Annotated in this window: 19 protein-coding genes and 1 pseudogene; 8 read left to right on the forward strand and 12 right to left on the reverse strand. The window is 47.2% G+C overall.

Translation table 11 applies throughout. The features are described 5' to 3' along the window. Positions 1–69: 69 nt before the first annotated feature. A complete protein-coding gene (locus NX720_RS05655; RefSeq protein WP_262599971.1) occupies positions 70–1,242 on the reverse strand; it encodes an RNA-guided endonuclease InsQ/TnpB family protein in 1,173 nt (390 codons plus the stop codon). 65 nt (positions 1,243–1,307) lie between these two features. Between NX720_RS05655 and tnpA the strand changes: the two are divergent. Next, positions 1,308–1,847, forward strand: a pseudogene (gene tnpA / locus NX720_RS05660) (IS200/IS605 family transposase). A 90-nt stretch (positions 1,848–1,937) separates the two neighbouring features. On the opposite strand, the gene NX720_RS05665 reads toward tnpA, so the two are convergent. Both NX720_RS05665 and NX720_RS05670 read right to left on the reverse strand, forming a co-directional pair. Then, a complete protein-coding gene (locus NX720_RS05665; protein WP_262599972.1) occupies positions 1,938–3,812 on the reverse strand; it encodes a TRAP transporter permease in 1,875 nt (624 codons plus the stop codon). A gap of 35 nt (positions 3,813–3,847) precedes the next feature. After that, a complete protein-coding gene (locus NX720_RS05670; RefSeq protein ID WP_262599973.1) occupies positions 3,848–4,765 on the reverse strand; it encodes a TAXI family TRAP transporter solute-binding subunit in 918 nt (305 codons plus the stop codon). 211 nt (positions 4,766–4,976) lie between these two features. Here NX720_RS05670 and NX720_RS05675 point away from each other — a divergent pair, with 211 nt between their 5' ends. Continuing rightward, positions 4,977–5,975, forward strand: a complete 999-nt coding sequence (locus tag NX720_RS05675) for a TDT family transporter (RefSeq protein ID WP_262599974.1) — start codon at positions 4,977–4,979, stop codon at positions 5,973–5,975. 186 nt (positions 5,976–6,161) lie between these two features. Here the strand turns inward: NX720_RS05675 and NX720_RS05680 are convergent, their stop codons facing one another. The 4 genes from NX720_RS05680 to NX720_RS05690 form a co-directional block, all read right to left on the reverse strand. Continuing rightward, the gene (locus NX720_RS05680) at positions 6,162–6,584 is read right to left on the reverse strand and encodes an RING finger protein (protein WP_262599975.1); all 423 of its coding nucleotides are present in this window, start codon (positions 6,582–6,584) and stop codon (positions 6,162–6,164) included. Between the two features lie 857 nt (positions 6,585–7,441). Continuing rightward, a complete protein-coding gene (locus tag NX720_RS05685; protein WP_262599976.1) occupies positions 7,442–8,056 on the reverse strand; it encodes a hypothetical protein in 615 nt (204 codons plus the stop codon). Positions 8,057–8,566: 510 nt separating this feature from the next. Then, on the reverse strand, positions 8,567–9,193 hold the full coding sequence (locus NX720_RS27020) for an RING finger protein (RefSeq protein WP_404831051.1): 627 nt from the start codon (positions 9,191–9,193) through the stop codon (positions 8,567–8,569). Positions 9,194–9,700: 507 nt separating this feature from the next. Next, a complete protein-coding gene (locus tag NX720_RS05690; RefSeq protein WP_262599978.1) occupies positions 9,701–10,108 on the reverse strand; it encodes an RING finger domain-containing protein in 408 nt (135 codons plus the stop codon). Positions 10,109–10,559: 451 nt separating this feature from the next. Between NX720_RS05690 and NX720_RS05695 the strand changes: the two genes are divergently transcribed. Further along, entirely contained in the window at positions 10,560–11,522 is a 963-nt protein-coding gene (locus NX720_RS05695) for a YeiH family protein (RefSeq protein ID WP_262599980.1), read from the forward strand. Between the two features lie 58 nt (positions 11,523–11,580). Here the strand turns inward: NX720_RS05695 and NX720_RS05700 are convergent, their stop codons facing one another. Continuing rightward, positions 11,581–13,011, reverse strand: a complete 1,431-nt coding sequence (locus NX720_RS05700) for a di-heme oxidoreductase family protein (protein WP_262599982.1) — start codon at positions 13,009–13,011, stop codon at positions 11,581–11,583. A 130-nt stretch (positions 13,012–13,141) separates the two neighbouring features. Here NX720_RS05700 and NX720_RS05705 point away from each other — a divergent pair, with 130 nt between their 5' ends. The 4 genes from NX720_RS05705 to NX720_RS05720 all read left to right on the forward strand — a co-directional run bounded on the left by NX720_RS05705 (position 13,142) and on the right by NX720_RS05720 (position 20,506). After that, positions 13,142–14,281, forward strand: coding sequence for an efflux RND transporter periplasmic adaptor subunit (locus tag NX720_RS05705; protein ID WP_262599984.1), 1,140 nt, complete (start codon positions 13,142–13,144; stop codon positions 14,279–14,281). Between the two features lie 5 nt (positions 14,282–14,286). Beyond that, entirely contained in the window at positions 14,287–17,328 is a 3,042-nt protein-coding gene (locus tag NX720_RS05710) for an efflux RND transporter permease subunit (RefSeq protein ID WP_262599985.1), read from the forward strand. A gap of 76 nt (positions 17,329–17,404) precedes the next feature. Further along, positions 17,405–18,166: a CPBP family intramembrane glutamic endopeptidase gene (locus NX720_RS05715; RefSeq protein ID WP_262599988.1), complete on the forward strand. Its 762-nt coding sequence runs from the start codon at positions 17,405–17,407 to the stop codon at positions 18,164–18,166. A gap of 111 nt (positions 18,167–18,277) precedes the next feature. Next, the gene (locus tag NX720_RS05720) at positions 18,278–20,506 is read left to right on the forward strand and encodes a hypothetical protein (RefSeq protein ID WP_262599989.1); all 2,229 of its coding nucleotides are present in this window, start codon (positions 18,278–18,280) and stop codon (positions 20,504–20,506) included. 86 nt (positions 20,507–20,592) lie between these two features. Here NX720_RS05720 and NX720_RS05725 read toward each other — a convergent pair whose 3' ends face one another. From NX720_RS05725 to NX720_RS05735, 3 genes are all read right to left on the reverse strand, one after another. After that, positions 20,593–21,576, reverse strand: coding sequence for a DUF6976 family protein (locus NX720_RS05725; protein ID WP_262599991.1), 984 nt, complete (start codon positions 21,574–21,576; stop codon positions 20,593–20,595). A gap of 75 nt (positions 21,577–21,651) precedes the next feature. Beyond that, entirely contained in the window at positions 21,652–21,879 is a 228-nt protein-coding gene (locus NX720_RS05730; RefSeq protein ID WP_262599992.1) for a hypothetical protein, read from the reverse strand. A gap of 108 nt (positions 21,880–21,987) precedes the next feature. Continuing rightward, positions 21,988–23,022, reverse strand: coding sequence for a histone deacetylase family protein (locus NX720_RS05735; protein ID WP_262599994.1), 1,035 nt, complete (start codon positions 23,020–23,022; stop codon positions 21,988–21,990). Between the two features lie 283 nt (positions 23,023–23,305). Here NX720_RS05735 and NX720_RS05740 point away from each other — a divergent pair, with 283 nt between their 5' ends. Further along, positions 23,306–23,476 (forward strand): hypothetical protein, encoded by a 171-nt coding sequence (locus NX720_RS05740; RefSeq protein ID WP_262599995.1) that lies wholly within the window; start codon positions 23,306–23,308, stop codon positions 23,474–23,476. 48 nt (positions 23,477–23,524) lie between these two features. Here the strand turns inward: NX720_RS05740 and NX720_RS05745 are convergent, their stop codons facing one another. Then, positions 23,525–24,835, reverse strand: coding sequence for an OprD family porin (locus NX720_RS05745; RefSeq protein ID WP_262599996.1), 1,311 nt, complete (start codon positions 24,833–24,835; stop codon positions 23,525–23,527). Between the last annotated feature and the right edge of the window lie 48 nt (positions 24,836–24,883).

The raw sequence follows: 24,883 nt of genomic DNA on the forward strand, positions 1-24,883 counted from the left end.
AGCATATTTCATCGGATCGGACTTTTATAGTGACTGCTCCCCACCCTATCGGGTGAGGCTTCTGATTTCTTAGGCAGCAACCGACAGTATGCCGGATTTACGCAAGCCTCCATCAGCAGAAACGGACAGTCCTTCCGCCTTTAATTTCAATATGCCTTGCTTCTTGATATTGCGAGCTGCATTAATATCCCGGTCATGGATAGCACCACAGCTACACTCCCATGATCGGATTCTCAATGGCATTTTTTCCTGTTTCAAATCGCAGACTGAGCAAGTTTTAGAGGATGCAAACCACTGGTCTATCTTCACCAGATGTTTACCTTCCTGCTTTGCCTTGTATTCGAGTTTGGTTATCAGTGAGTGCCAGCCAGCATCAGCAATAGAACGAGCAAGACGCTTGTTCTTGAGCATGTTTTTAACTTTCAGTGTCTCCACAATCACCGCTTGGTTTTCGTCGATGAGTTGTTTTGATAGCTTATGCTGAAAATCATTACGGGCAAAGGCTACACGCTCATGCGCCTTTGCCACCAATAAACGGGCTTTGTGCCTACCTTTTGAGCCTTTCTTGCAGCGAGATAGAGCCTGTTGTTTTCTTTTCAGGTTACGTTGTGCTTTTTTCAGAAAGCGAGGATTGCCAGTCTTATGGCCGGTACTGGTGATAGCCAGATCAGCAATCCCCATATCAACACCGACAACCTGATTAGCTTCAAGATTATCAATCTGTTTTGGTTGTTCCTGGGTATCATCAGCCAATATGGAGGCAAAATACTTGCCGGTTAGCGTTCTGCTCAGGGTGATAGACTTCACCTTACCCACTATTTCACGATGCACTTTAGCCCTTATGGGCTTGCACTTGGGGATTTTTATCCAGTTATCGCCCACAGAGACAGACGTACAATGGTAGCTACTTTGCTTGCCATGCTTTTTCTTGAAGCGAGGAAATCTTGCCTGCAATTTGGGATTGAAAAAGTTTTGAAAGGCCGTATCCAGATTGATAGTGGCCTGTTGCAGTGCAATAGAGTCAGCGTTTTTCAGCCATGAGTACTTTCGGCTTTTCTTGGCTTTTGCCAGCAAGGGCTTCAGGTGTTTTTTGGGAGAAAGGCTCTGCCCACGAACCTTGTAATAATGAACCTTAATAGCCAGGGCCTTGTTCCATACGAACCGCACAGCATCAAACTGACGGTCGAGAAATTCCGCCTGCTCTGATGTTGGATAGATTCGTACTTTGGTGGCTCTCAGCATGGAACGTTATTTCAGTGCTCATTAATATAAGCTTAATATTACAGGTATTTGAAAGAGGTTTTCAAGTGAGCGCACACAATAAAGATTTGCTTGAAGGGTATCTTCGCAAACGACATAGCGTTACCAAGCTGGTTGTTCATTTGGTGTTCACGACAAAGTACAGGCGAAAGCTTTTTGATGGCTATATGATCAAGCAGTTACGGGAGTCGTTCGAGAGTGCATGTGAAAAACTGGAATGCCAGTTAGGGAAGCAGCAGAACATAATATACCGCTGTTGGCTGTTGGCTGTTGGCTGTATGAGCAGCTAATAGCCAAAAGCCAACAGCCCGGTAAGTTATTGAATGCTGCGCCCCTTACTTGAAATGGATGGCGAAAAAGATCACGTACACCTGTTGGTGACCTACCCACCAAAACTGGCTATCAGTGTCATGGTAAATAATCTCAAATCAACATCATCAAGACGGTTGCGAATGCTGAATACCCACCTTACTGCTCAGAGCAAAGCAGGCTTAATGTGGTCAAGGTCTTACTTTGCTTGCAGTGCTGGCGGTGCAACTATCGAGACTCTGAAGGACTACGTTAATAGCCAGAGTACACCAGATTGATGGCGGAAGGCTCTGCGCCTTCCCGTCTTATATCCCCGCCCGCATTGGGCGAGGGTTTACAACGATTTTGCTAAAACGCCGACAGGGCATTCAGACTTCCTCTGCCGGAAACGCTGCCCGCCGGTGCCACTGCAGGATAATCACAGCAAAAACAAGCAATAGCCCAAGCAGCCCGAAGCCTGCCGGATTAAACAGCAATAACGGCAGGCTAAGACCACATACAATGCGCTCAACCCATGAAAGCGCCCTGAGCAGGTAACCTTCAACAGCCATCGCCATAGCGACGATAATGGTCAGAGTCTGAACCACTCCCACAACAAATCCAAAGGCATTACCGTCAGTATTGATCAGGCCGGAATACGCCATCATGATGGGAATCACAAACAGGCCAGCAGCCAGCTTAAAGGCCTCAACGGATGCCTTGATCGGGTTAGCGTCTGCCACACCAGCCCCGGCAAATGCTGCCAGGGCAATAGGCGGAGTAACGTTTGATGTCTGGGATAACCAGAACACCAGAAGGTGTGCACTCAGCAGTGGCAAACCAAAGTCACTCAGCAATGGCACTGCCATCACTGCCAGCACAATATAAGCGGCGGTTACCGGCAGCCCCATTCCCAGTACCAGCGCCACCAGGCTGATTAACAGCAGGGCAGTGAATAAATAGCCACCGGAAAGCGTCATCACAAACTGGGTAAACTGCAAACCAATGCCCGTTTGCCCCACTACCCCGACAATAATACCAGCCGCACCACAGGCGGCTGATATTGGCAACGCCAGCAAAGCGCCATTTTTCATACCCAGAATAACTTTCTGTATTCCTATACGACTATGGCTACGTAACCCTGCCGTTACCAGAATGGCACCACAACCAATAACCCCCACCAGCAGGGGTGAAAAGGCCATTAATAATAGCGCCGTGATTAACAACAATGGCAAAAGAAAATGCGCCCCGTGCTTCATGACATCCCGGGCGGCTTCCGTTCTCTGGGCAGAACTTAACCCAAGCTTGCAGGCCATGATATGGACGTATAACAGGGTGCAGAAAAAGTACATCAGAGCTGGTGCAATGGAAGCAATCATAATGTCGCTATAAGGCACACCAGTAAACTGCGCCATCACAAAAGCTCCAGCACCCATAATTGGCGGCATGATCTGCCCCCCTGTAGAAGCTGCCGCCTCTATACCGGCTGCCTGCTCTGGCTTATAACCCAGCTTTTTCATCATTGGGATGGTGATCGAGCCCGTTGTCACCGTATTGGCAATGGCAGAACCGGAAATTGACCCCAACCCCGCCGAAGCAATCACTGCTGCTTTGGCAGGGCCACCCCGGTACTTCCCGGCGATAGCAAACGCCAGGTCGATAAAAAATTTGCCTGCTCCGGTCACCTCCAGAAAAGCACCAAACAGAACGAAAATAAAAACAGTGGTTGCTGCTATGCCCAACGCCGAACCAAAGACGCCATTGCTGGAATACACCTGAAACTGTATCAGCTCCTGCAAACTGTAAGCTTTGGTCGCCAATGTTCCCGGCAAAACACTGCCAAAGGCGCTGTAGGCAAGAAACAGTCCGGCAATCACCACCATCACCCAGCCAACTGTACGACGACAGGCTTCCAGTAGCAGTGCGAGACAGACGACACCTGAAATAAGATTGGGAGTAGCCAGTCCATACAGCAAATAATTGATATCGTTATAGTCAAAACTGACGATTAAATAGCCAGAGACTAAAGCGGCAACCGCCAGTACCAGATCAAATAAACGCCCCGGAATATAAAGCCGGTGTTGCTCATTACTGATAAGAGGGAAGTGCAGGAAGATCAGCACCATCACCCAGCTCAAATGAGCTGGCCGAAAATAGGTGGCTGAAATAGTTGAAGTAACGCCCTGCCATATCTGAAAGCCCGACAGCAGAACCGCCAGTATCAGGACCAGATAGCCAGACTGCTTAATAACCGACTTCACCATGACTTACTCCCTCCACAAGTCTTCTGTCGAGCCGCTTACTGAACGGTTTTAAGATATCTGGCCGCGCCGGGGTGTAATGGCACACCGTTAAGGCTGCCCGCATTGGCGAGGGTGGTCGCGTTAGCGGCTTTAACCACTTTTCGCACCTGATCAATATTCTCAAAAGCGGTGCGGGTTAGTTCATAAGCCAACTCTTCCGGAAGGTCTGCATTAACAACAAGCACATTCCAGACACTCAGGGTATTGACAGCCCCCACCTTGTTATAAATCCCTTCAGGGATGGTATAGCTGCTGTAGGCAGGGTACTTTGACTTAAAAGTCGCCTGCTCCTGTTCAGACACGTCAAGAAGACGAATGTCGTGAGTCAGTGCCAGCTGCGTCACAGCGCCAACGCCTTGTCCTCCGACAATAAATCCAGCGTCAATCTGACCATTGGCAAGGGCATTAGTGGTTTCAGAGTAGTTCAGGTAAACCGCGTTCACTGCCACCCCCAGAGATTCCAGTAGTGCCGCAGAGGTTACAGCAGTACCTGAACCCGGCGCTCCCAGGGAAACCCGTTTACCGTTCAGATCAGACAGGGACTTAATATCCGTCTTTGCTGTCGTCAACGCATGAACCAGATTGGGGTAAAGGGCAAATAACACATTCACCGGCATTTTTGCCGGAAACTTACCTTCTCCTTTATAGGCATCCAGAACAACATTGCCCATGGCCAGACCGGCCAGCATGTCGCCCCGAACCACTTTTATTGTGTTTTCAACCGAAGCCGCCGTGACTTCTGCCTTAACGTTGACCCCCTCGATATTATCGGACCAGACTTTGGCCAAAGCGCCTCCGAATGGATAATAAATTCCACTCTGTCCACCTGTACCAACGGAATAATTGTTCGCACTCACCGAAAAAGACAATACCGGCAAGATCAAAGCAACCAACGACAATAGTCGTTTACCCATGGTTTTCCCCTTCTATTTCATTATTGTTCTATGAGATTTTTTATTTCGAGAGTCTAACTTTAGCGATGGCCTGATACAACGACATTGGCTATCAAGGGTAAATATAATAAAAACTGAAAGCTACTATATAAAAAACTAATTTTGCTTATGTGTCATCTACTGTTAGATTGCCTCCGTCATTGTCATCACTTCCAACAAGTGGGCAAAAAATATGGAACAAGCACAACAACATCCTTTGACAGTTAAAGTGGACTCCAGCCGGATAGCCGCTAAATTAAGCAGGGTACCGACTCCATTGGGCGGGCTGGCGCTCAGTATCGCCAGTTTAGGCGGCGCCTGGGCACTGGCGAGTCCAGACGCTGCTACAGAGCTAAAATTAGTGACGGCGATTATTGCAGCAGTGCTGATTATTAAAGTCATGCTCAAATTTTTATTGCATCCACACCTGATTAAAGAAGAACTGGCACATCCGGTTCTTGCGAGTATCATTCCCACCTGCGCCATGGGGACAATGGTCATCGCGCAGTCGCTGTTACCTTATGCTCCAGCCTTTGCACAGGCGCTTTGGCTGGTCGCTGTAGGCTGTCATTTATTGCTATTGGGCAGTTTTGTGTTTCATCGTTCACTTCAGTTCAAAATGGAAGACATGGTACCCAGCTGGTTTGTGCCACCGGTAGGCATTATTGTTGCTGCGGTTACCAGCACGGGTATGGGGCATGAGAGCCTGGTAGTCGGACTCTTTATTTTTGGCCTTGGCAGTTACTTCATCAAGCTGCCGTTTATGCTGTACCGTTTGATATTTCGTGATGCCATTCCAAATGCTGCACTTCCAACGTTTGCGATCATGGCTGCACCAGCCAGCTTGTCACTGGCAGGCTATTTAACCATCACTGACGATCCTAACCCGCTACTATTGCTAATTCTGGTGCCACTGGCGATTTCCATGACCTTTCTGGTTTACATTGCCTTTACTCGTCTGTTGCGCCTCCCCTTTTCTCCAGGATATGCAGCATTCACTTTCCCGATGGTGATCGGTGCCACAGCCCTGCTGAAACTCGATATCTGGTTATCATCCCATGACCTGGTATGGCTGGCTGAAAATATCCGACATTTAGCTCAGGTTGAGATTATTATCGCAACAGCCATCGTCGTATACGTATCTGTTCGTTACTTGCACCATTATCTGGCAAAGCCATTTCTTAAAAAATAAGTTGTCCTGATTACCACTGAACGTCCGCCAGTTTCAGGAGCCGTTCAGGCATAGGGGCGGTGTATAGGTGGCTACTTCGAACATAGCCGAAATACGCGTCTTGCTCTGGGTGATGAGGTATATCCCAAGGAGCCAGCACGTTAGCGGTAACTTGGTGGCTTTGAATATGGTGGTGATGCCGTCCTGTTATAATACGAATTCAGGATCATCCGGGTACTCATAGTTTGCACCATCGGCATTGTGCATTTCAGCCCGACAAACGGGACAGTGGCGGGCTCCTGACTCGACAAGCATTTTTAAACACCTGTCGTGTAATCTGTGATGACAATTGTGAAGTGATCTGTGAGGACGTAGATACAAGCCTGTCAGGCAAATGGGGCACATGTCGGTTTCCATACTTGAAAAATAACCGTGATAGTTAGTTTTACCCCAAGTATATTCTTTTAACTCAGAATCGGGGGGTCGTTCCGGATCTGCTGTGCAGAATGACGCTAATAATCTTTGAGACGCCGTATCTACATATTCTTTGATGAAGAGGGCTTCCCCACTCTCATTTTTATTACAAAACGGATCGATGCAGAAACGGATCATATCTTTGTGTTGCTCCATTAGATGTTCTTGTAGTTTATCTCTAGTGGAAAATCTGAACCCACATATTTTGCAATACCAATAACCGATGGAGGCGGTATGCTGGTCTCCAAAATAAGAACCATCTACCAATTTAGCAGCCACATGAGAAAGTGCGTGAGTAAGGTATAGCCTATTATTCCAATATTCAATAGTGGTATTACAAATTAGACAATGATGTCGCATAGGGAGGTCACTCGTGAATGGTTATTCTCCAGCGAAGGAGCATTTCGGTAACAACAACCACTTCGACAATTTCAGGTAGGAGAAATAGCTGTCTTGTAACGGGGTAACATCGACGACGCAAAATCAACGGGAAACAGACACTCGGAGTCAGTTGTACATTGCTACAGCCAGCTTTACAAGTGGGCAAAAGTTTCATACTGACCTGTACTATCATTCCAAATTACCTTCCTGCGTAGGAAACGGAATGACATTCCAAAGCACTTCATTTTAAACTCAGTAAACGCCAATAAAACCCACGTCCTTACATTTTAAGACCGATCCTGAAATCATCAACCTCCCAAGGTAATCGGGCGGGCTGCTTTGAACATGTTCACAGCAAAGCCAGGCGGCGTTGTACGAGATACCCAGTTGCCGATGCAGGTTCATGCCGAAATACGCGTTTTGCTCTGGGTGATGAGGTATATCCCAAGGAGCCAGCGCGTTAGCGGTAAACTTGGTGGCTTTAGGGGCGCAGCATTTAATAACTTACCGGGCTTTTGGCTGTTGGCTTTTGGCTATTAGCTGCTCATACAGCCAACCGCCAAAAGCCAACAGCGGTATATTATGTTCTGCTGCTTCCCTTAAATTTTGAATATGGTGGTGATGCCGTCCTGTTATAATACGAATTCAGGATCATCCGGGTACTCATAGTTTGCACCATCGCCATGGTGCATTTCAGCCCGACAAATGGGACAGTGGTGGGCTCCTGACTCGACAAGCATTTTTAAACACCTGCCGTGTAATCTGTGATGACAATTATTAAGTGATCTGGGAGAGCGTAGATACAAGCCTGTCAGGCAAATGGGGCACACTTCGTCTATTCTTGAAAAGTCATATTGACCCCAGGTATATTCTTTTAACTCAGAATCGGGGGGACGTTCCGGATCTGCTAAGCAGAATAACGCTAATAATTTTTTAAGCCCCATATCTGCATATTCTTCGATGAAGTAGGCTTCCTTATTCTCATTTTTATTACGATGCCATTGGTCGGTACAGTAAATGATCATGTGTTCGTGTTTTTCCGTTAGATGATCTTGTAATTTATCTCTATTGGTAAATCTGAACCCACATATTTTGCAATACCAATAACCGGAGGAGGCAGTATTCTTGCCTACAAAATAAGAACCATCTGCAAATTTGGCAGCCACATGAGAAATTACGTGAGAACGGTATGCCGTAATAGTCCAATTATCAAAAGTGATATTACAAATCAGACAATGTTGTCGCATAGGGAGGTCACTCGTGAATGGTTATCAGGGGAAATGGCTATCCAGTAACAGCAAAGGTAATAAGTTGTTTTTTAGTATAGTCTCTATAGCATGGCACGGCTTCAGTGGCAATAAACTAACTTGTTGTTATATATACCGAAATCGTGATTTCCATACATTATGGAACCGTTAAATAATATTTATTTTTCTTCTCAGTTTTTATCGTCATAATACCGCACCTTTGATGTATATCACTGAGTGAACGGAGCGTATGGGTAATCTATCAGAGCGCTTTCCAAAGTTGCGCGAAAGCTCTGACTGGCTGGCGACAGTCAAAAAAGAAAGGAAAGGTAAATACTGCGGTAGCTGCTTAGTATTGGAAGCTCGCTCCTTCAGGAGCGAGTAGTTCACTATGGTGTTGCTGGTAAAAGAAGTTGGCTTCCCGGTAGCCCATAACCTTCAGGCTATGCATTGATTAGGATGAACACCCATACGGGGTATGCCACTGAGCCTGGTGGTTATGCCGTCCTGTTATAATACGAATACAGGATCATCCGGGTACTTATAGAATGCATCCTCGTGCTCGCCCATCTCAGCCCGGCAAACGGGACAATTGCGGGCTCCTGACTCAATAAGACCTCTTAAACACCTGCGGTGTAATTCGTGTTTACAATTCCGAAGTATTCTGAAAGGGCGTAGATACAAGCCTGTCAGGCAAATGGGACACCGTTCGGTTTCTATTTTTGTCAAACACTTGCTATAGTTGCATATACCCCAAGTATATTCTTTTAACTCAGAATCGGGGGGACGTTCCGGATCTGCTGTGCAGAATGACGCTAATAATCTTTGAAACGCCATATCTACATATTCTTCGATTAAGACGGCTTCCCCACTCTCATTTTTATTACAAAACGGGTCGGTGCAGAAATGGATCATTTTTTCGTGTTGCTCCATTAGATGATCTTGTAATTTATCTCTATTGGAAAATCTGAACCCACATATTTTGCAATACCAATAACCGATGGAGGCGGTATGCTGGTCTCCAAAATAAGAACCATCTACCAATTTGGCAGCCACATGAGAAAGTACGTGATTAAGGTATGGCAAATTATTCCAATAATCAAAAGTGATATTACAAATCAGACAATGTTTTCGCATAGGGAGGTCACTCGTGAATAGTTATCAGGGGAAATGGCTACCCAGCAACAGCAAAGGTAAGTTGTTGTCCAGCATTGCCTCTATAGCATGACGTAGTTTCAGCAGCAATCAACTAACCTGTTGTTATATATACCAAAATAGTGATTTCCATACGTTATGGAACCGTTAAGTAATATTTATTTTTCTTCTCAGTTTTTATCGTCATAATACCGCACCTTTGATGTATATCACTGAGTGAACGGAGCGTATGGGTAATCTATCAGAGCGCTTTCCAAAGTTGCGCGAAAGCTCTGACTGGCTGGCGACAGTCAAAAAAGAAAGGAAAGGTAACTACTGCGGTAGCTGCTTAGTATTGGAAGCTCGCTCCTTCAGGAGCGAGTAGTTCACTATGGTGTTGCTGGTAAAAGAAGTTGGCTTCCCGGTAGCCCATAACCTTCAGGCTATACATTGATTAGGATGAACACCCATACGGGGTATGCCACTGAGTCTGGTGGTGATGCCGTCCTGTTATAATACGAATTCAGGATCATCCGGGTACTCATAGTTTGCACCATCGCTACGGTGCATTTCAGCCCGACAAACGGGACAGTGGCGGGCTCCTGACTCGACAAGCTCTTTTAAACACCTGCCGTGTAATCTGTGTTTACAATTCTCAAGTGATCTGTGAGAACGTAGATACAAGCCTGTCAGGCAAATGGGGCACACTTCGTCTATTCTTGAAAAGTCATATTGACCCCAGGTATATTCTTTTAACTCAGAATCGGGGGGACGTTCCGGATCTGCTAAGTAGAATAACGCTAATAATTTTTTAAGCCCCATATCTGCATATTCTTCGATGAAGAAGGCTTCCCCACTCTCATTTTTATTACAAAACGGATTGGTGCAGAAACGGATCATATCTTTGTGTTGCTCCATTAGATGTTCTTGTAATTTATCTTTAGTGGAAAATCTGAACCCACATATTTTGCAATACCAATAACCGATGGAGGCGGTATGCTGGTCTCCAAAATAAGAACCATCTACCAATTTAGCAGCCACATGAGAAAGTGCGTGAGTAAGGTATCGCCTATTATTCCAATATTCAATAGTGATATTACAAATTAGACAATGATGTCGCATAGGGAGGTCACTCGTGAATAGTTATCAGGGGAAATGGCTACCCAGTAACAGCAAAGGTAAGTAGTTGTCCAGCATTGCCTCTATAGCATGACGTAGTTTCAGCAGCAATCAACTAACCTGTTGTTATATATACCAAAATAGTGATTTCCATACGTTATGGAACCGTTAAGTAATATTTATTTTTCTTCTCAGTTTTTATCGTCATAATACCGCACCTTTGATCTATATCACTGAGTGAACAGAACGTATGGGTAATCTATCAGAGCGCTTTTCAAAGCTGCGCGAAAGCTCTGACTGGCTGGCGGCAGGCCTTTTTTTCCTGCTGAGTTTAATCTGCTTGCTGACAAGCATTTCATCAGCTGTAGCTTTGCTTTTGGGTATTATTCTGGCGGTTTCACTGGGTAATCCATGTATTAAACTGGCACAGAGAGTTATTGGCCTGCTATTAAAGTTCTCAGTCGTTGGTCTCGGTTTTGGTATGAGCGTTCAGCAGGCGATTGATGCCAGCCAGAACGGCTTTTTACTAACAGTGTCGTCCATTGTCTTTACATTGATTCTAGGAGCGTTGACTGCTTCCAGAATGGGACTCACCCGCCACGCAGGGCAGCTGATTTCCAGTGGTACGGCAATATGTGGCGGTAGTGCGATCGCTGCGGTGGCTCCGGTCATCAAAGCTGGCCCCCGGGATATCTCCGTAGCCCTGGGTGTTGTATTTATTCTTAATTCAGTGGCGCTGTTTGTGTTCCCACCCATTGGGCACTGGCTGTCAATGACACAGGAACAGTTTGGTCTTTGGTCAGCGATTGCCATTCATGATACCAGTTCAGTAGTGGGTGCCAGCGCCAGCTACGGCGCAGAGGCTCTGGCTATTGCCACCACGGTTAAGCTGGGGCGGGCGCTGTGGATTATTCCATTGTCTTTGCTGATGGCTGTTATTTCAGGTGGTAGCGTCCGGAAAATCACTATTCCCTGGTTTATTGGGCTGTTTATTCTCGCCATGCTGGCCAACAGCTTTGTTCCGGGGGTAGAAATGTTTAATACCGAAATTGTTGAGTGGTCAAAAAGAGGACTGGTGTTAACCCTCTTCCTGATAGGTTCGACAATGACACGAGAGCTGTTAAAAAGTGTCGGCATTATGCCGATGGTCTATGGCATTTTCTTGTGGGTAGCCATTGCTTCTTCTTCACTGACCTTCATTATGTACGGCTAGTCAAGCATTTGTTAAGGGTACTGCGATTTTGTTAGTACCCTACTGCTTTAACTGCGAATCACAGCGAGTTTACAAATCTGACCAATGCGGTTCGCTGCGCTTTATTCATATCCATAACCGCCTGCTTTGCAGCCTCTGCCTCACCGCCGTGCCAGAGAATCGCTTCCATAATAGTACGGGCGCGTCCATCGTGTAGAAAAGTAGCTTTCGGGTTCACCATTTTCGTTTTGCCAATTCCCCACAAAGGTGGAGTACGCCACTCACGACCCGACGCCAGAAACTCAGGACGATTATCCGCCAGCCCCTCGCCCATATCGTGCAACAGCAAATCGGTATAAGGCCAGATGTTCTGCTGTGACTGTTCCGGATAGTTTTTCACCTTAAGCGTTGTAAAGTTGGGAATATGACACCCACTACAACGAGCTTTTGCAAACAGTGCTTTTCCCTTCAACACCTCAGGTTCCTTGGAATCCAGCCGCATGGGAACAGCCAGATTGCGGCTGTAAAACACGACCTTTTCCAGTGTGGAGTCAGAAATGTCCCAATTTTGTTCTGGTGTAGCCTCTTTGCAGGCAACCTGACTTTCTGTGCAATTATCATCAGGAAACAGGCTGGAAGTAATGCCCATATCCCCATTGAATGCCCCGGCACTCTGCTGGGTCATATTAGGCTGTCCCGCTTTCCAGCCAAAACGTCCCAATACCGTCTTTTTGTTTTTAATATCCCAGACCCGGTTACCGCGACCGGAAATACCATCGCCATCACGATCTTCCGGGTCTTCATTCGCCAGAATCTGCGAATCTGATATAGCTTCCAGCAAGCCCAGCCCAATCATTGGCGAGGCAATTCGAGGCGACATCATCACATTATCTGGCAAAGGACCATAGTTTAAATCTTCCAGCGAAATGACCGGCTTGCGAATCTGAACACTCTCCCCGTCAGAAAAACGAACCGTTGAATATTCATAACGAACCCGAACTTTAGCCTCGTGCTTAACCCCTTTCAGAGAAAAGTCCTGAATCTGATCACCATAAACCGGATGTGGAATCACCCCACTGCGAGTCAGCTGCTCTTTCTCTTTCTGAGTAATGGCTGGCACGCTGATCCTCACCAGCAGCCCCTCTTCATTGAGTTCGCCATCAGCGGGCGCGTGTCCCCGGCCATCCAGAATATGACACCCCTCGCAGGAACGGGTATTAAACAGAGGACCTAGCCCGTCACGAAATGAATCAGGTTGTGGAGCAGGCACCCAGTCACTTTTGAAGAAGCTGTCGCCGACACTGAAATCGAGCCTGCGATTGGCTGCCATATTGGCCGAGGCCCGGGAGAATGAACTTTTTCCTGAAACGGTGACAGATGTTTTTCCGCCCGGCCATTTCTCGCCGTCTTCATAGGCCGCCGGTTCAACCTTTGAGCAACCCGGAAGGCTGAACAGCACAATAACCGTTATGGCCGTTGTCAATAAAGAAGCGGTCAGCCCTTTAACCATTGTTAGAATTCCGAGAGCAGTGAATCGTTAGCTTCAACTATCGGCACCACTGAACAATACCAAAGCATCCATCTCACACTGGCTTCCGGGCAGGCTGTTTCTGATCAACATGCGGCTGTGATAAGGTAGTGTGCGTCGCTGGAAGATTAAAAATAAACACAATACCGGACAGACTCTCATGCCTGCTTTGCGCCACCGCCCCCGACTTGTAGCCCTGGCTCTTTACTGTACTCTTTATTGCATGATGCCATTACCCGTTTTTGCCAGTCCTGAATCGGGTAGACCTCCGGTCAGTGTCACCACTGAAACCGTTCAATACCAGCCATACTCGCGCCCAATAAGAACCAGCGGCATTCTCGCTTATAAATCCCAGCAAACACTGTCCTTTAAAACAGCAGGCCCTGTGGCACAGCTGATGGTTGACGAAGGTGACCGGGTACAGGCCGGGCAGTTGCTCGCCAGCCTGACCATGGAAGAGGTCAATGCCCAGGTCGACGAAGCCAGGGCAAAGCTGGAACAGGCAAAACGTAACCTGGAACGCATCAGCAAACTGCACAAAAATAATGTTGTGTCGCTGGATCAACTCCAGTCAGCCCAAACCGAACTGACGGTTGCCCGGAGCCGGTTGCGTATCACCCGGTTTAACCAGAAGTACTCTCGCATAGAAGCGCCGTCACAGGGTCTGGTATTACGCCGTCATGTGGAAGAAAACGAGCTGGTGACGCCCAACCAACCGGTACTGGTGGTAGCAGACACGGCCCGTGGCTGGGTGCTTAAAACTGGCCTGACCGATGCGGAAATTGTCCGGGTAAAGAAAAATGACAAGGCCCTGATTCAGTTTGATGCCTGGCCCGACCAGACTTTTACCGGCCAGATTACCCGTCTTGCGGCACTGGCCGATGAACGTACAGGCACCTTTCAGGTAGAGGTCACCTTCCCTGAAACCACCAGCAAGCTGCGTTCAGGCTTTGTTGGCAAAGTCACTCTGGTTCCCTCCAGTCAGCAGACAGTGACTCTGATTCCTGTCGAGTCTGTGGTTAACGCCAGTCACTCATCAGCAGAGGTATTTGTCTACAGCCCCGGCACTCAGTCAGTGACACTAAGAAGCATCACGATGAACTTTATGGAATCAGGCTTCATTGCCAGTGACTCCGGCCTGACTGAGGGCGAAACAGTCATCAGCTCCGGTGCAGGCTTCCTTCTGGATGGCGATACCGTCGTCATCGTTTCTGAAGTGGCTTCTGAAGTTGCTACCGGCGTTGAGGAGTAACCACCATGAAACTTCCGGCCATTGCCATTCAAAACCGGCGCTTTACCCTGGTGGTGATGTTATTGCTGGTCATACTGGGCATTGTGTCATTGATGACCATGCCCCGCTCAGAAGATCCCCAGTTTAAGTTTCCGGCAACGATAGTGCGTGTTGTCTACCCCGGTACGAACCCCCTGGATATGGAGAAACTGATTGTTGACCCCATCGAGGAAGCTATCCAGGAATTAGACGACATAAAGATTTTAAAAAGCGATATAGAAGACGGTCTGGCGGTGGTTCGGGTAGAGTTCCTCTACGGCACCGATCCCCAGGAACAGTATGACGACGTGGTGGCTGAAATTGCCAAAATACGCGACCAGCTGCCTGAGAATATTCCAGTGCTGGCGATTGACCGTATCTCTCCGATTGATGTCAGCATTATCCAGATTGCCCTGATGTCAGAATCCCAAAGCTATAACACACTGCGTTTACTGGGAGAAAAACTGGAAAAACGCATCGAACGGATTCCCGGTATCAAAAAAGCGACAACAGACGCTTACCCCGAACAACAATTACAGGTTCAGGCAGACCTTGCCCGCATGCAGGAACTTGGTATTGGGGTTGAAGACCTGATTTCCGCCATAAAGGCGTCTGGTGTCAACCTTCCCGGCGGTCATGTTCTGGCCGGTAAGCGCCGGTTTACAGTACGAACCAGCGGCGATTTCAAGGATATTGAAGCGGTTGAAAGAACGGCGGTGGTGTCCACTCCGGGTCGGGTTGTGTTTGTCAAAGATATTGCGGACATTGTCTTCACCGATGCCCTGCCCACTTATCAGGCACGCTTTCAGGGAACCCGCTCCATCTTCGTCACCGTTGTCCAGCGCAAAGGCAGCAATATCTTTACCGTCATGGATGCCATCAAACAGACGCTGAGTGATTTTGAGCAGGCGTTGCCTGAAGACATTACCATCGGCATTGCCCACGATCAGAGTGAGTCAGTGCATGATCGTGTCTCCCAGTTTTTTAACAGCCTGATTCAGGGTTTGATACTGGTTGGGTTGCTCACCATCCTGTTTCTGGGTGTTCGCTCGGCGGTTGTCATTATTCTTGCCATTCCCCTGTCAGTGTTTATTGGTCTGGGCTGGGTTGACCTGGCTGGCTATGGCCTGCAACAGATGTCCATTGCCGGGCTGGTGATCGCACTGGGGCTGCTGGTTGATAATGCCATTGTGGTGACTGAGAACGTGCACCGTTTCCTGCGCAAAGGCTATACGCCAATGGAGGCCGCAGCACAGGGAGCCAGTCAGGTTGGCTGGGCGGTGATCAGCGGTACCCTGACCACCATCCTGGCTTTTGTGCCGATTCTGCTGTTACAGACCGGGGCAGGCATATTCATGCGCTCCATGCCAGCCACCGTTATTCTCACCCTGCTGGCTTCCCTGATTATTGCCCTGAGCCTGTCACCACTGCTCGCCAGCATTATGTTGAAAGGGCAGGACAGTAAACCGCCATTGCTGTTAAGGGGGTTACAGACGTTTACTGACGGTCCCTATAGATCGCTACTCAGCGGTGCCCTTCGTTATCCGGTATTGATCCTGATCGTAGCCGTCATTACCCTGGCGGGTTCTATCATGCTGGCAGGCACACTGGGTGTCAGTATGTTTCCCAAGGCGGAAAAGCCGATGTTGCTGGTCAATGTTGAGCTGCCTGAAGGTTCCAGTTTTAAGCAGACAGACAATGCCGTACGACAGGTTGAGACTATTGTTAAAGACTACCCTCTGGTTCGCTCTGTGGTCAGCAATATTGGTAAAGATAACCCCAGGATTTACTACAACATCTTTCCTAAACGTCAGGTACCCAACTATGCCCAGGTGGTCGTTAACCTGAATACTGGCCGACTCAGGGAAGTAGAGCCTTTTGTTGAATCCCTTAGAGACGACTTTAGTCGCATTGTTGGGGCTCGTGTGGTGGTTAAGGAGCTGTTACAGGGCCCCCCTTATGAAGCCCCCGTAGCCTTCCGGATTATGGGCGACGACCTGAAGCAGGTTCTGACAGTCTCCAGGGATATAGAGCAAATTATTGCTGCCACCCCGGGAACCGTGAATGTCGACAATCCCCTGGACAACCCCAAGGTAGACATTAATGTCACAATAAACCGCGATAAAGCCGCGATGTACGGGGTCGCCATCAGTTCTATTGATCAGGTGATCCGGGCCAGTCTTGTGGGCGTGCCTGTCAGTCAGTTCCGTGACATCTCGGGAGAAGACTACCCGATTGTTATTAAAGGTCAGTCGTCCGATAATGAACCGCGTCTCGAAGACTTTGACCGAATGATGGTGAAGTCCTCAAGCGGTGAGCTGGTTCCGGTGAAACAACTGGTTAAACTGGAAATGCAGGATGCCCTGCCCCGTTTTCAACACCATCTGACAGAACGTATGGCAAGAATAACCGCTGACCTGAAAGCCGGTTATCAGGCTGAAACCGTGACCAATGCTATTCGGGCAGAGCTGGACCAGTACCCATGGCCGGATGGTGTGACTTATCAGGTAGGGGGAGAACAGGAACAGCGGGAGGAGTCCTTTGCCGGTATGACCAAAGTGCTGCTGATTGCCCTGCTGGGTATCTTTGCAGTGCTGGTATTGCAGTTCAACTCGTTCAGTCAGCCGCTGGTGATTTTTACCGCCATTCCTTTTGCCGTTACGGGCATGATTCTGGCACTGTGGCTGGCTGGCTTCACCTTCTCCTTTACTGCCTTTATCGGACTGACCTCCCTGGTGGGTATTGTCGTCAACAATTCGATTATTCTGGTGGATTACACGAACCAGCTGCGCAGAAAAGGCATGGCGATAAAAGAAGCCATTCTCGAAGCCGGGCAGGTAAGGTTATTGCCGATTCTCCTGACCACGATGACCACCATTGGCGGCCTGCTGCCACTGACCCTTTCCGGCTCTGTGATGTGGGCACCCATGGGCGCCAGTATTATTGGCGGTCTGCTGGTATCAACGCTGCTGACACTGTTTGTTGTGCCGGTTCTCTATTCACTGCTGGGAAAAAGAGCGCTGGATTGAATGAAAGCAGAAGTTGGCAATTTCAGCAACAGGCTTATAGACTTCCGTACACTCAAGATTTTGCAAGAAAGCCAGTATGAAACTTTCCCCCATTTTGCAAAAGCTTAAAGATGCTATTTTTACCGATCCGACAGGTAATGAGCAAAAGCCCGAAGCCTCAACCATAAAAATACTTATGGCGGCAGGGTGTGCTGGTCTTTTCTATCAAGAACCAACTTATTCACTTCATGAAAGCTTAACTTCAAAAGCTCTACGCTGGACTTTATATGCTGGCGTCTATGGTGCTGGTACTGAGATCATTCGACGCCAGCACACTGAAAACATCTTTCAACAAGTGATACTGGGAGCAGGAACAGGAGCCCTTGTGCGTGCTACGGGTTTGCACGCTTCCGCTGCACTTAGTTATGTTTTTTTCGATATGGACAAAATAGTTAGGCATGGTACTGGTGGCAGTGCCCCCAGGCCACCCTCAAGCATAACCAACTCCGGACTTCAAGATGCAATAATAGAAGAGGCGTTCTTTCGGGGGGTGCTTCAAAATGTTTTGGAAGTGATCTTTCTTCGCTTGTGGACAAGTAAAGAGGACAAATGGAAAGCAGAAAAATTAAGTACCTTACTTGCTGGCACTCTGTTCGCATTGGCACATTTAGCTGTTCCTAAGCCTTCTCTACATCAGGTTGCTTGCGCTTTCTATGGGGGGCTGGTTCTTGGAGAGGTTTATCGGAAGCACGGACTGTTAGCAGCCATTAGTGCTCATGCAGCTGTGAATCTCATGAACTTCACACCGACCGAACTTTTTGATTACGCCTCAGAAGCTCTTGGCAAAGCGCTGTCTTAAGGCAATATGACAATAGTGTAACCCTGTGTATGGATATAAAGAGATTGCAGGCTGAGCAGGAAATTACTTGTCAAGCGGCTATGCTTCCTTCTCCAGCAATTCCACAGGATCATGAAAATGCCCTGGAGATACCCAGTTCAACACTTCTTAATCTATTTGCTTCTGGTACTTTTTTTCAGCCCTGCCCATGCCTTAACACAATTTGAGTTCACGCGACTGGAACCCACAATAAAAAGCAAAGGCAGTCAATTCTTTAAGCAAGATGATCAATATTCGCTGGCACCTGGCCACCTGTTAGCCGAATGGTTTACGTTTTATGATAAGACCTCTGTCGCTCCTGCCTTTTCATCTTATGGCCAGATAAGGCTTTGCTTTAGATCATTGAGAAAAAAACTTTATCCAATAACGCCTCCCAATATAATAATCGCTGATGAGACTAAACCCGTTGAACTCAGTTATGCCAGTGAGCTGAAACTTGAAAGGGTTGAAGGCTGGCATGCCTCTTTTGTGCTTAACAATCAATCCTTAAATGGAAGCACTGTTATTCAGTATGATCCTGGAGAGTGGGGTTTTAACCCCGATTGCAGCGTATTTACCAACGGTTCTGAGGCTGCTGATGAAGCATTAACGGCTCCTTCTAAAGTGGTTATAACCACTGCTGATGACTTACTGCCCGAGCAATTCTCACAAAACCACTTATTCCCTTATGAACAAAAAAACCAGAATAAACAACCGGAAGAAGTGTACGCAACAGGTGGTTCTTTCAGTGATGATTCGGACGACAAAGGTGACTTTTTTAAACGCCCCGGAGGCTTTCACCTTCAGCCCATCATCTACGAATGGTCACTCAAAATGATGTCTCTGTTTTACTTGCCGGGTGTTCAACCCGAGACCAGAGAACCTGCCATCCGGCTTATAGTCTGGCATAACAGCTGGCAAAATACTGAGATCGCCATACCAACAGAGCTGTGGCGAGTACTGTTACAACGGAATCATCACAGGAATCCGTCAGTGCTTGCGGTATTGTCACAACACCCCAATGACACAACAAAAGCCTACTGGCAGTGGGTAAAAAAAAACCCGGATTTAAACCACCCCTATGGAGTTAACCCTACACTCATCCTTGATAAATTAGATCTGCTGGCATTAATTCCCGGGAAAGCCCCGACTCCCGTCGGACACCCCTTAGAAGAAAGAGAACAAATGAAACGCGGTAGCCACAATGAAGGTTCTCAAAATGGCAGTTCGGGGGAATCGGCACAGAAAAAACTCAAAAAGTTTGCGGGTGGGCATCAAAGAGAGGGTGAAGACGACGGTCATAACCCATCAAAAGGTAGCCTTTGCCCTTTGTGTGGTGCAAACGTTCGAGACAGTTCAAAGATTTATTGTGAAAATTGCCTTGCACAGCAGAAAGATACTTCCGGCGATGGATTGAATGAAAAGTTAAAAGAAGCCTTTGAAAAAGGCAATTACCCTTTAGCAGATAAACTGATAGATCAGGGGGCTAGCCTCGATAGGGGATATATTCTTGATACCATAAAAAAGTATTTTGATAATAATACCATAGTTGGTAACAAGGTGGTAAAGCTTCTTCTCAAGGCAGGCTCTATGAAGGAAAATGATGAGGTTCTGCTAAACTTAGCAAGCAGTAAAGTAAGAGATGAACTTAGAAATGAACGTAATAACTTAGGTTTAGGGTTACTTGCGACAAATTCACTAATAGAAGACTTATTTTCTACCCAAATATCCCTGCAAGCACGGACAATTATATTTGGCGAAGCTTTAGAGCAAAACAATTTCGAAAATGCACAAATGTTATCTTATATGGGTGGCGTCTATATAAATTCGAAACAGGATATTCTCACTAAAAAACTGACAGAAGCTGTAAATAACAACGATAAAAAAGGTGCTTTAATTTTATTTGAGCTGGGAGCTTTACTAAATGATCAAACACTAACATTTTTAGCAAAAAATGGCTTAAATGTTATTAAAAATATAGATAAGGTAAAGGTTTTTATAAGAAGAGGAGGAAAAATAAATATTGAAACAATAAAGAGTGTTATAGAATATTGCAATGAAAGTTTCAAATCTCATATGTCGGCACTAAAAACATTACTAAGCAATTCTAATAAAGATTATTTTAACGATATATTATCTTATGCATTTGAAAAAAATTTCTTTCTAGCCATAGGTATGCTGATAGAATTCCCAAACAAAGAAATTTCTGACCAAACTCGTAACATTGGCCTTGCCTATGCTGCTAATAGTAGCCGTCCCGATATGTATAGAAAATTAATAAAAGACTATGCCGTCCCAATAGATGAAGATGAAGATGAATAAATCGAACAAGTAGGGTATATGCATTAAAACAACAGGTATAAACAACGGGAGAGCCGAAGCTCCCCCGTTGCTACTCTACAAGTTGCTTAACCATCCAGATCGACGACTCTAAGGTACGTCATGGTCTGGTTTAACAGACGATAACCGATCTCTCCAAAGGTAATAGGACCCGGTAAGCCTGCCTGTTTTCCTTCCAGCCCTCCATAAAGGAAATTCAGGATGCAGTTACAGGAGAACTGCATATCCGTACCTTCCTGCGGCAGGCTGCTGGCAAACGCTGCGGCATAGTCAGCCAGCGGCGTGGCAAAGCGATACTCTCTTCCTGAAAAAACCGGGGCGTAGAAATATACTCTCCCTTCATCGGTATTCACTTCTTTGATGCAGGTGTTAATGATCGCACCAGAGTAATCACTGGTCAGCGGTACCTGGGTATCAATATTGTGAGCCGTAACATATTCGGCAAAATTTACCCGCTCCCCATCAATCAGGCAGTCTCCCGCCTCAAAAGCATCCGTATCAAACTGGATCACCGGACTCTTTGGGTCTGGCTTGTGGATATTGATGATCTCCAGTTGGGGCATCTTGTTAGCGGGCAGCTCAACATGCAGTGCCACCACTTTGTCGGTCAGCTCAGTACCTGTAGAACCGTCGTATACCTTCGGCGTATCAGTGGAATTCAGGTCAATACCGGATACCCAGCCCAGCACCGGATTGTCGTACAGGAAGTCATAACCGTCTGCATGCAGGGCAAAGTCTGAATGAACCTCCGAGAAAGCCGGTATCACCAGTATGCTGTAGCCATTATCAAAGCGGTCACGGGTGAAAGAAGGCAGCGTATGCTTATCGTATGTCATGATTTTGTAGTGAGTGATACCACAGGAAATTTCATCGACATACACTTTTTCCTGTGAAAATTCGCCCTGACTTCTTCCCATAAAATAAGGCGTTGACCCAGCGACCCAATTACCTTTGGGCAGCTGTGACAACACCCGTTCGTCCCCGGCCAGCGATAACACTTTACCCGCCTCAATCAGCTGGATGACCTCTTCGACACTCTGTAACTTTTTCATGATAAATCCTTTTATCCTTTAATTCTGTCTACTGTGCAGATCCGTTTTTTATCCGATCCGATTTAGAAAAAGCGTTCACCATGCCCTGAACACAGCCTTCAGGTCACTAACAAAGCCTTTGGGGTATTTGGCAAAATACTCATAAAGATAATTTACGGCTTCTTCCTGCGTCATATCGCCGGCCTCAACCCCTTTTTGAACTTTATCGACCTGTAACTGAAGAACAAATTTGTCCATTTTGTGCTGACCCTGAACCAACTCCGCCCATTCAGCCCTGTCTTTTGGTGGTATATCCTGTGTCATAAACGTGTTCCAGTGAATTAGGAGAATTGCATGGGTTCTATCGACAGCTACCCACGATTTCTATATAGACAAAAGTTTTAGACTGAAAAAAATTCCATAAGCTATCCGTCAGAAAGCGGAAAATCCTTCCAGAACGGCCACGGTATTATGACCGAGCGCTTCCAGGGCATAGCCTCCTTCAAAGACAAACAGGGTTGGCTTTTTCAAAGCGGCCAGACAGCGCCCCAGCTCCTGAAAATCCGGGGTAGTGATATTAAAGAAAGAGATCGGGTCCCGCTCATAGGTATCGAGCCCCAGGGAAACCACCAGATAGTCCGGCCGGAACTCATCGATGCGCCCCAGAGCCAACTCCAGAGCCCTGCGGTATTCAACCCAGCCTGTAACCTGCAGCGGCAAAGGCAGATTCATATTAAAACCCAGCCCCGCGCCCTCGCCGGTTTCATCTTCATGCCCAAGATAATGGGGGTAATCCCGCCGGGGATCCGCATGAAGAGAGGCATACAGTACATCGCTGCGGGAGTAGAAAATAGACTGAGTACCATGACCGTGATGATAGTCAACATCCAGTATGGCCACCTTTTCAGCGCCCTGATCGAGAAAAGCCTGAGTCGCAATAGCAGCGTTGTTAAAAAAACAGTAGCCTGCCATGACATCCTTTGATGCATGGTGTCCGGGTGGTCGGCACAAGGCAAAAGCAACAGGCTCCCCATCCATTATCCTTTTCTGGGCCGTCAGTGCACAATCCACCGAGGCTCTGATGGCTTTCCAGGTTCCTTCAACCACGGGGGCCGTCAGATCCATGGCGTAATACCCCAGCGCACCTTCGATCGTTTCCGGAACCACATGCCTCAGTCCCCGGTGGGGAAAACAGTAAGGCGATGCCTGAGTAGCTTCCGGATAAGTCTGGTGCCAACGCTGCCAGGCGGTTTCCAGAAACTGGATATAATCCGGTCGATGCACTCTGGCAATAGGCTCGGTGGAAAAACTATCCGGCCACTCAATTCGTCCCAGATCGTTGCGCTGGATGGCTTCCAGAACATAATCCAGCCGTTTTGGGGATTCCAGATAAGGCACCAGGTCACCCCCAAGGAACTCTCTGGCAGGGTTGTGCAGCTTTTGCTGTTCACTGTAAATGGTCAGCATCGACGTTCTCCTGAACCATTGACCTGTCACTGACGTTAAAAAGTCAGCGCAGGGAAAAATGCGTCAAGCAACACGAATTATAAAAGGCTGAGAAGCTTTCATGTGAACAATAAATAAGCCGCCAACCACAATGGCTTTTTTTTTGCAAAGCTTTTCAGGCGGCAGAAATTGACACAGATCAACTGTAAAGGTTTTTAGCGGTTAGTACGTATTAATTACTATTCCACCTACTACTTACACTACTTATCAGGACTCTTTATCAAGAGAAGGGGGAGATATAAAAATGATATTTGTGACAGATGATCATCGAACGATACGCATGCCAAAAGAAACCAGGCAGACACCGGGCGTCGTACCCGATGCCCTTGACCCGGTTCTTCTGGCAGCCATCCACCAGACCAAAGCCTGCTTATCAAAAGTGAAGCCGGCCATTAAAAACTCTAAGACAAGGTAAACCGGTATCTGGCTGCTTTTTCAACAAAAGCAGCCTGCCGGTCAGCGATCAGAAAAGCAAAAAGTTATAATCAAGCCAGACGCGTAGATCCCGCTCTTCTTTTTGAATGGCCTTCCGTAACGCCCGGTCATTTTGGTAATGGCCATATTTCAGCTTGAATTTCAACCCTGCCAATACAGTCTCAGGAAACGCATAAATCAGATATATGTCATGTTCGCGTTCTGCAACTGATTCTTCTCGACCTCCGGGAATACCAACCTTCATACCAGAGCCGTAGTGGAATGCGTAACCGACCTCCAGCCCTTTAAACACCGATTCTGAAAAATTATAGGCAACCCCCGTCATCCATGCTGTTTCCCCGTCGTACAACATATCTTCCGCAAAACCGGAAGTACCAATATCCCAGGCACCGTGAGTATTTTCGCCAAGGTCATAATAATAAACGCCGGGCTGAGTATAACCAGAGACTGAAGACTTTACGCTGGAAGGTGCCCTGAAATGGCTGACGCCTGCACGAAAATGCCATGCGCCCGCAATCAAATCCCCATGCACATTGATAACACTGGCCTTGTCATCAAATAACGGCGAACCGCCCCGACCTTTACCCTGCCAGAGATCACCATCTTTCTGGCTTTGATAATAACTAACTCCCAGTTTGATCTTGCGATTGAGCCCCGCAGGGGTCGTGAATAAAATGTCACCGTTGTGCGCCTGTAAAAAATCTTTTGCAAAAGCATTGCGGTACCTAAACCTCAATTCACGTTCATGGATAAGCGGAAGAACATAGGTAATTTCAGCGCCTATGATGTAATCAATTTTCTGTCCGGAAAAGTTGTTCAGGTCATGGAACCCAGCCTGATTCCTTAGTGATATTTGATTAACCAGGGTTCCCCCCACTTTCAGGTTTTCAATGGCACCATTGAGTTGAAAACCTGACCATGTACTGGGAACCGTTCTTGAGCTGGAGGCCGAGATTAACCCACTACGAAACTCCCGCCTCCCTATAACAAAGCTGGCTGACCGGCTTTTATTCGTCGAAGGTGATTTTATTTCCAGGTATGCCTGCCCAAGCTTACTGAAACCTTTATTGTCATCATTTAACAACTGGTATGAACTGGTGTTTCCTTTTGGCTGATAGAGTTTGGTGACACCATAAAAGCTGGCACCCACACCTGCTATATCTGCCAGATAGCCCGAACGTAGATTAATCCAGAGACCTCCTGCCCAGGCTCCTGCTGTTGAGTCTTTTTCTGTATTTTCTACATCGTAGTAAACGGTTCGAAGCTTTCCGTCCAGTGTCGTATTATCGATAAAAGGCGAAGTTACAGACGGTGATTCGTTTGATAAACCCGCAGCCACACAAAATCCCGAAGCAAAAATAACGAACCAATACAAATATGACTCATT

Origin of the sequence: Endozoicomonas euniceicola, from assembly GCF_025562755.1 — a bacterium.
Lineage (GTDB): Bacteria > Pseudomonadota > Gammaproteobacteria > Pseudomonadales > Endozoicomonadaceae > Endozoicomonas_A > Endozoicomonas_A euniceicola.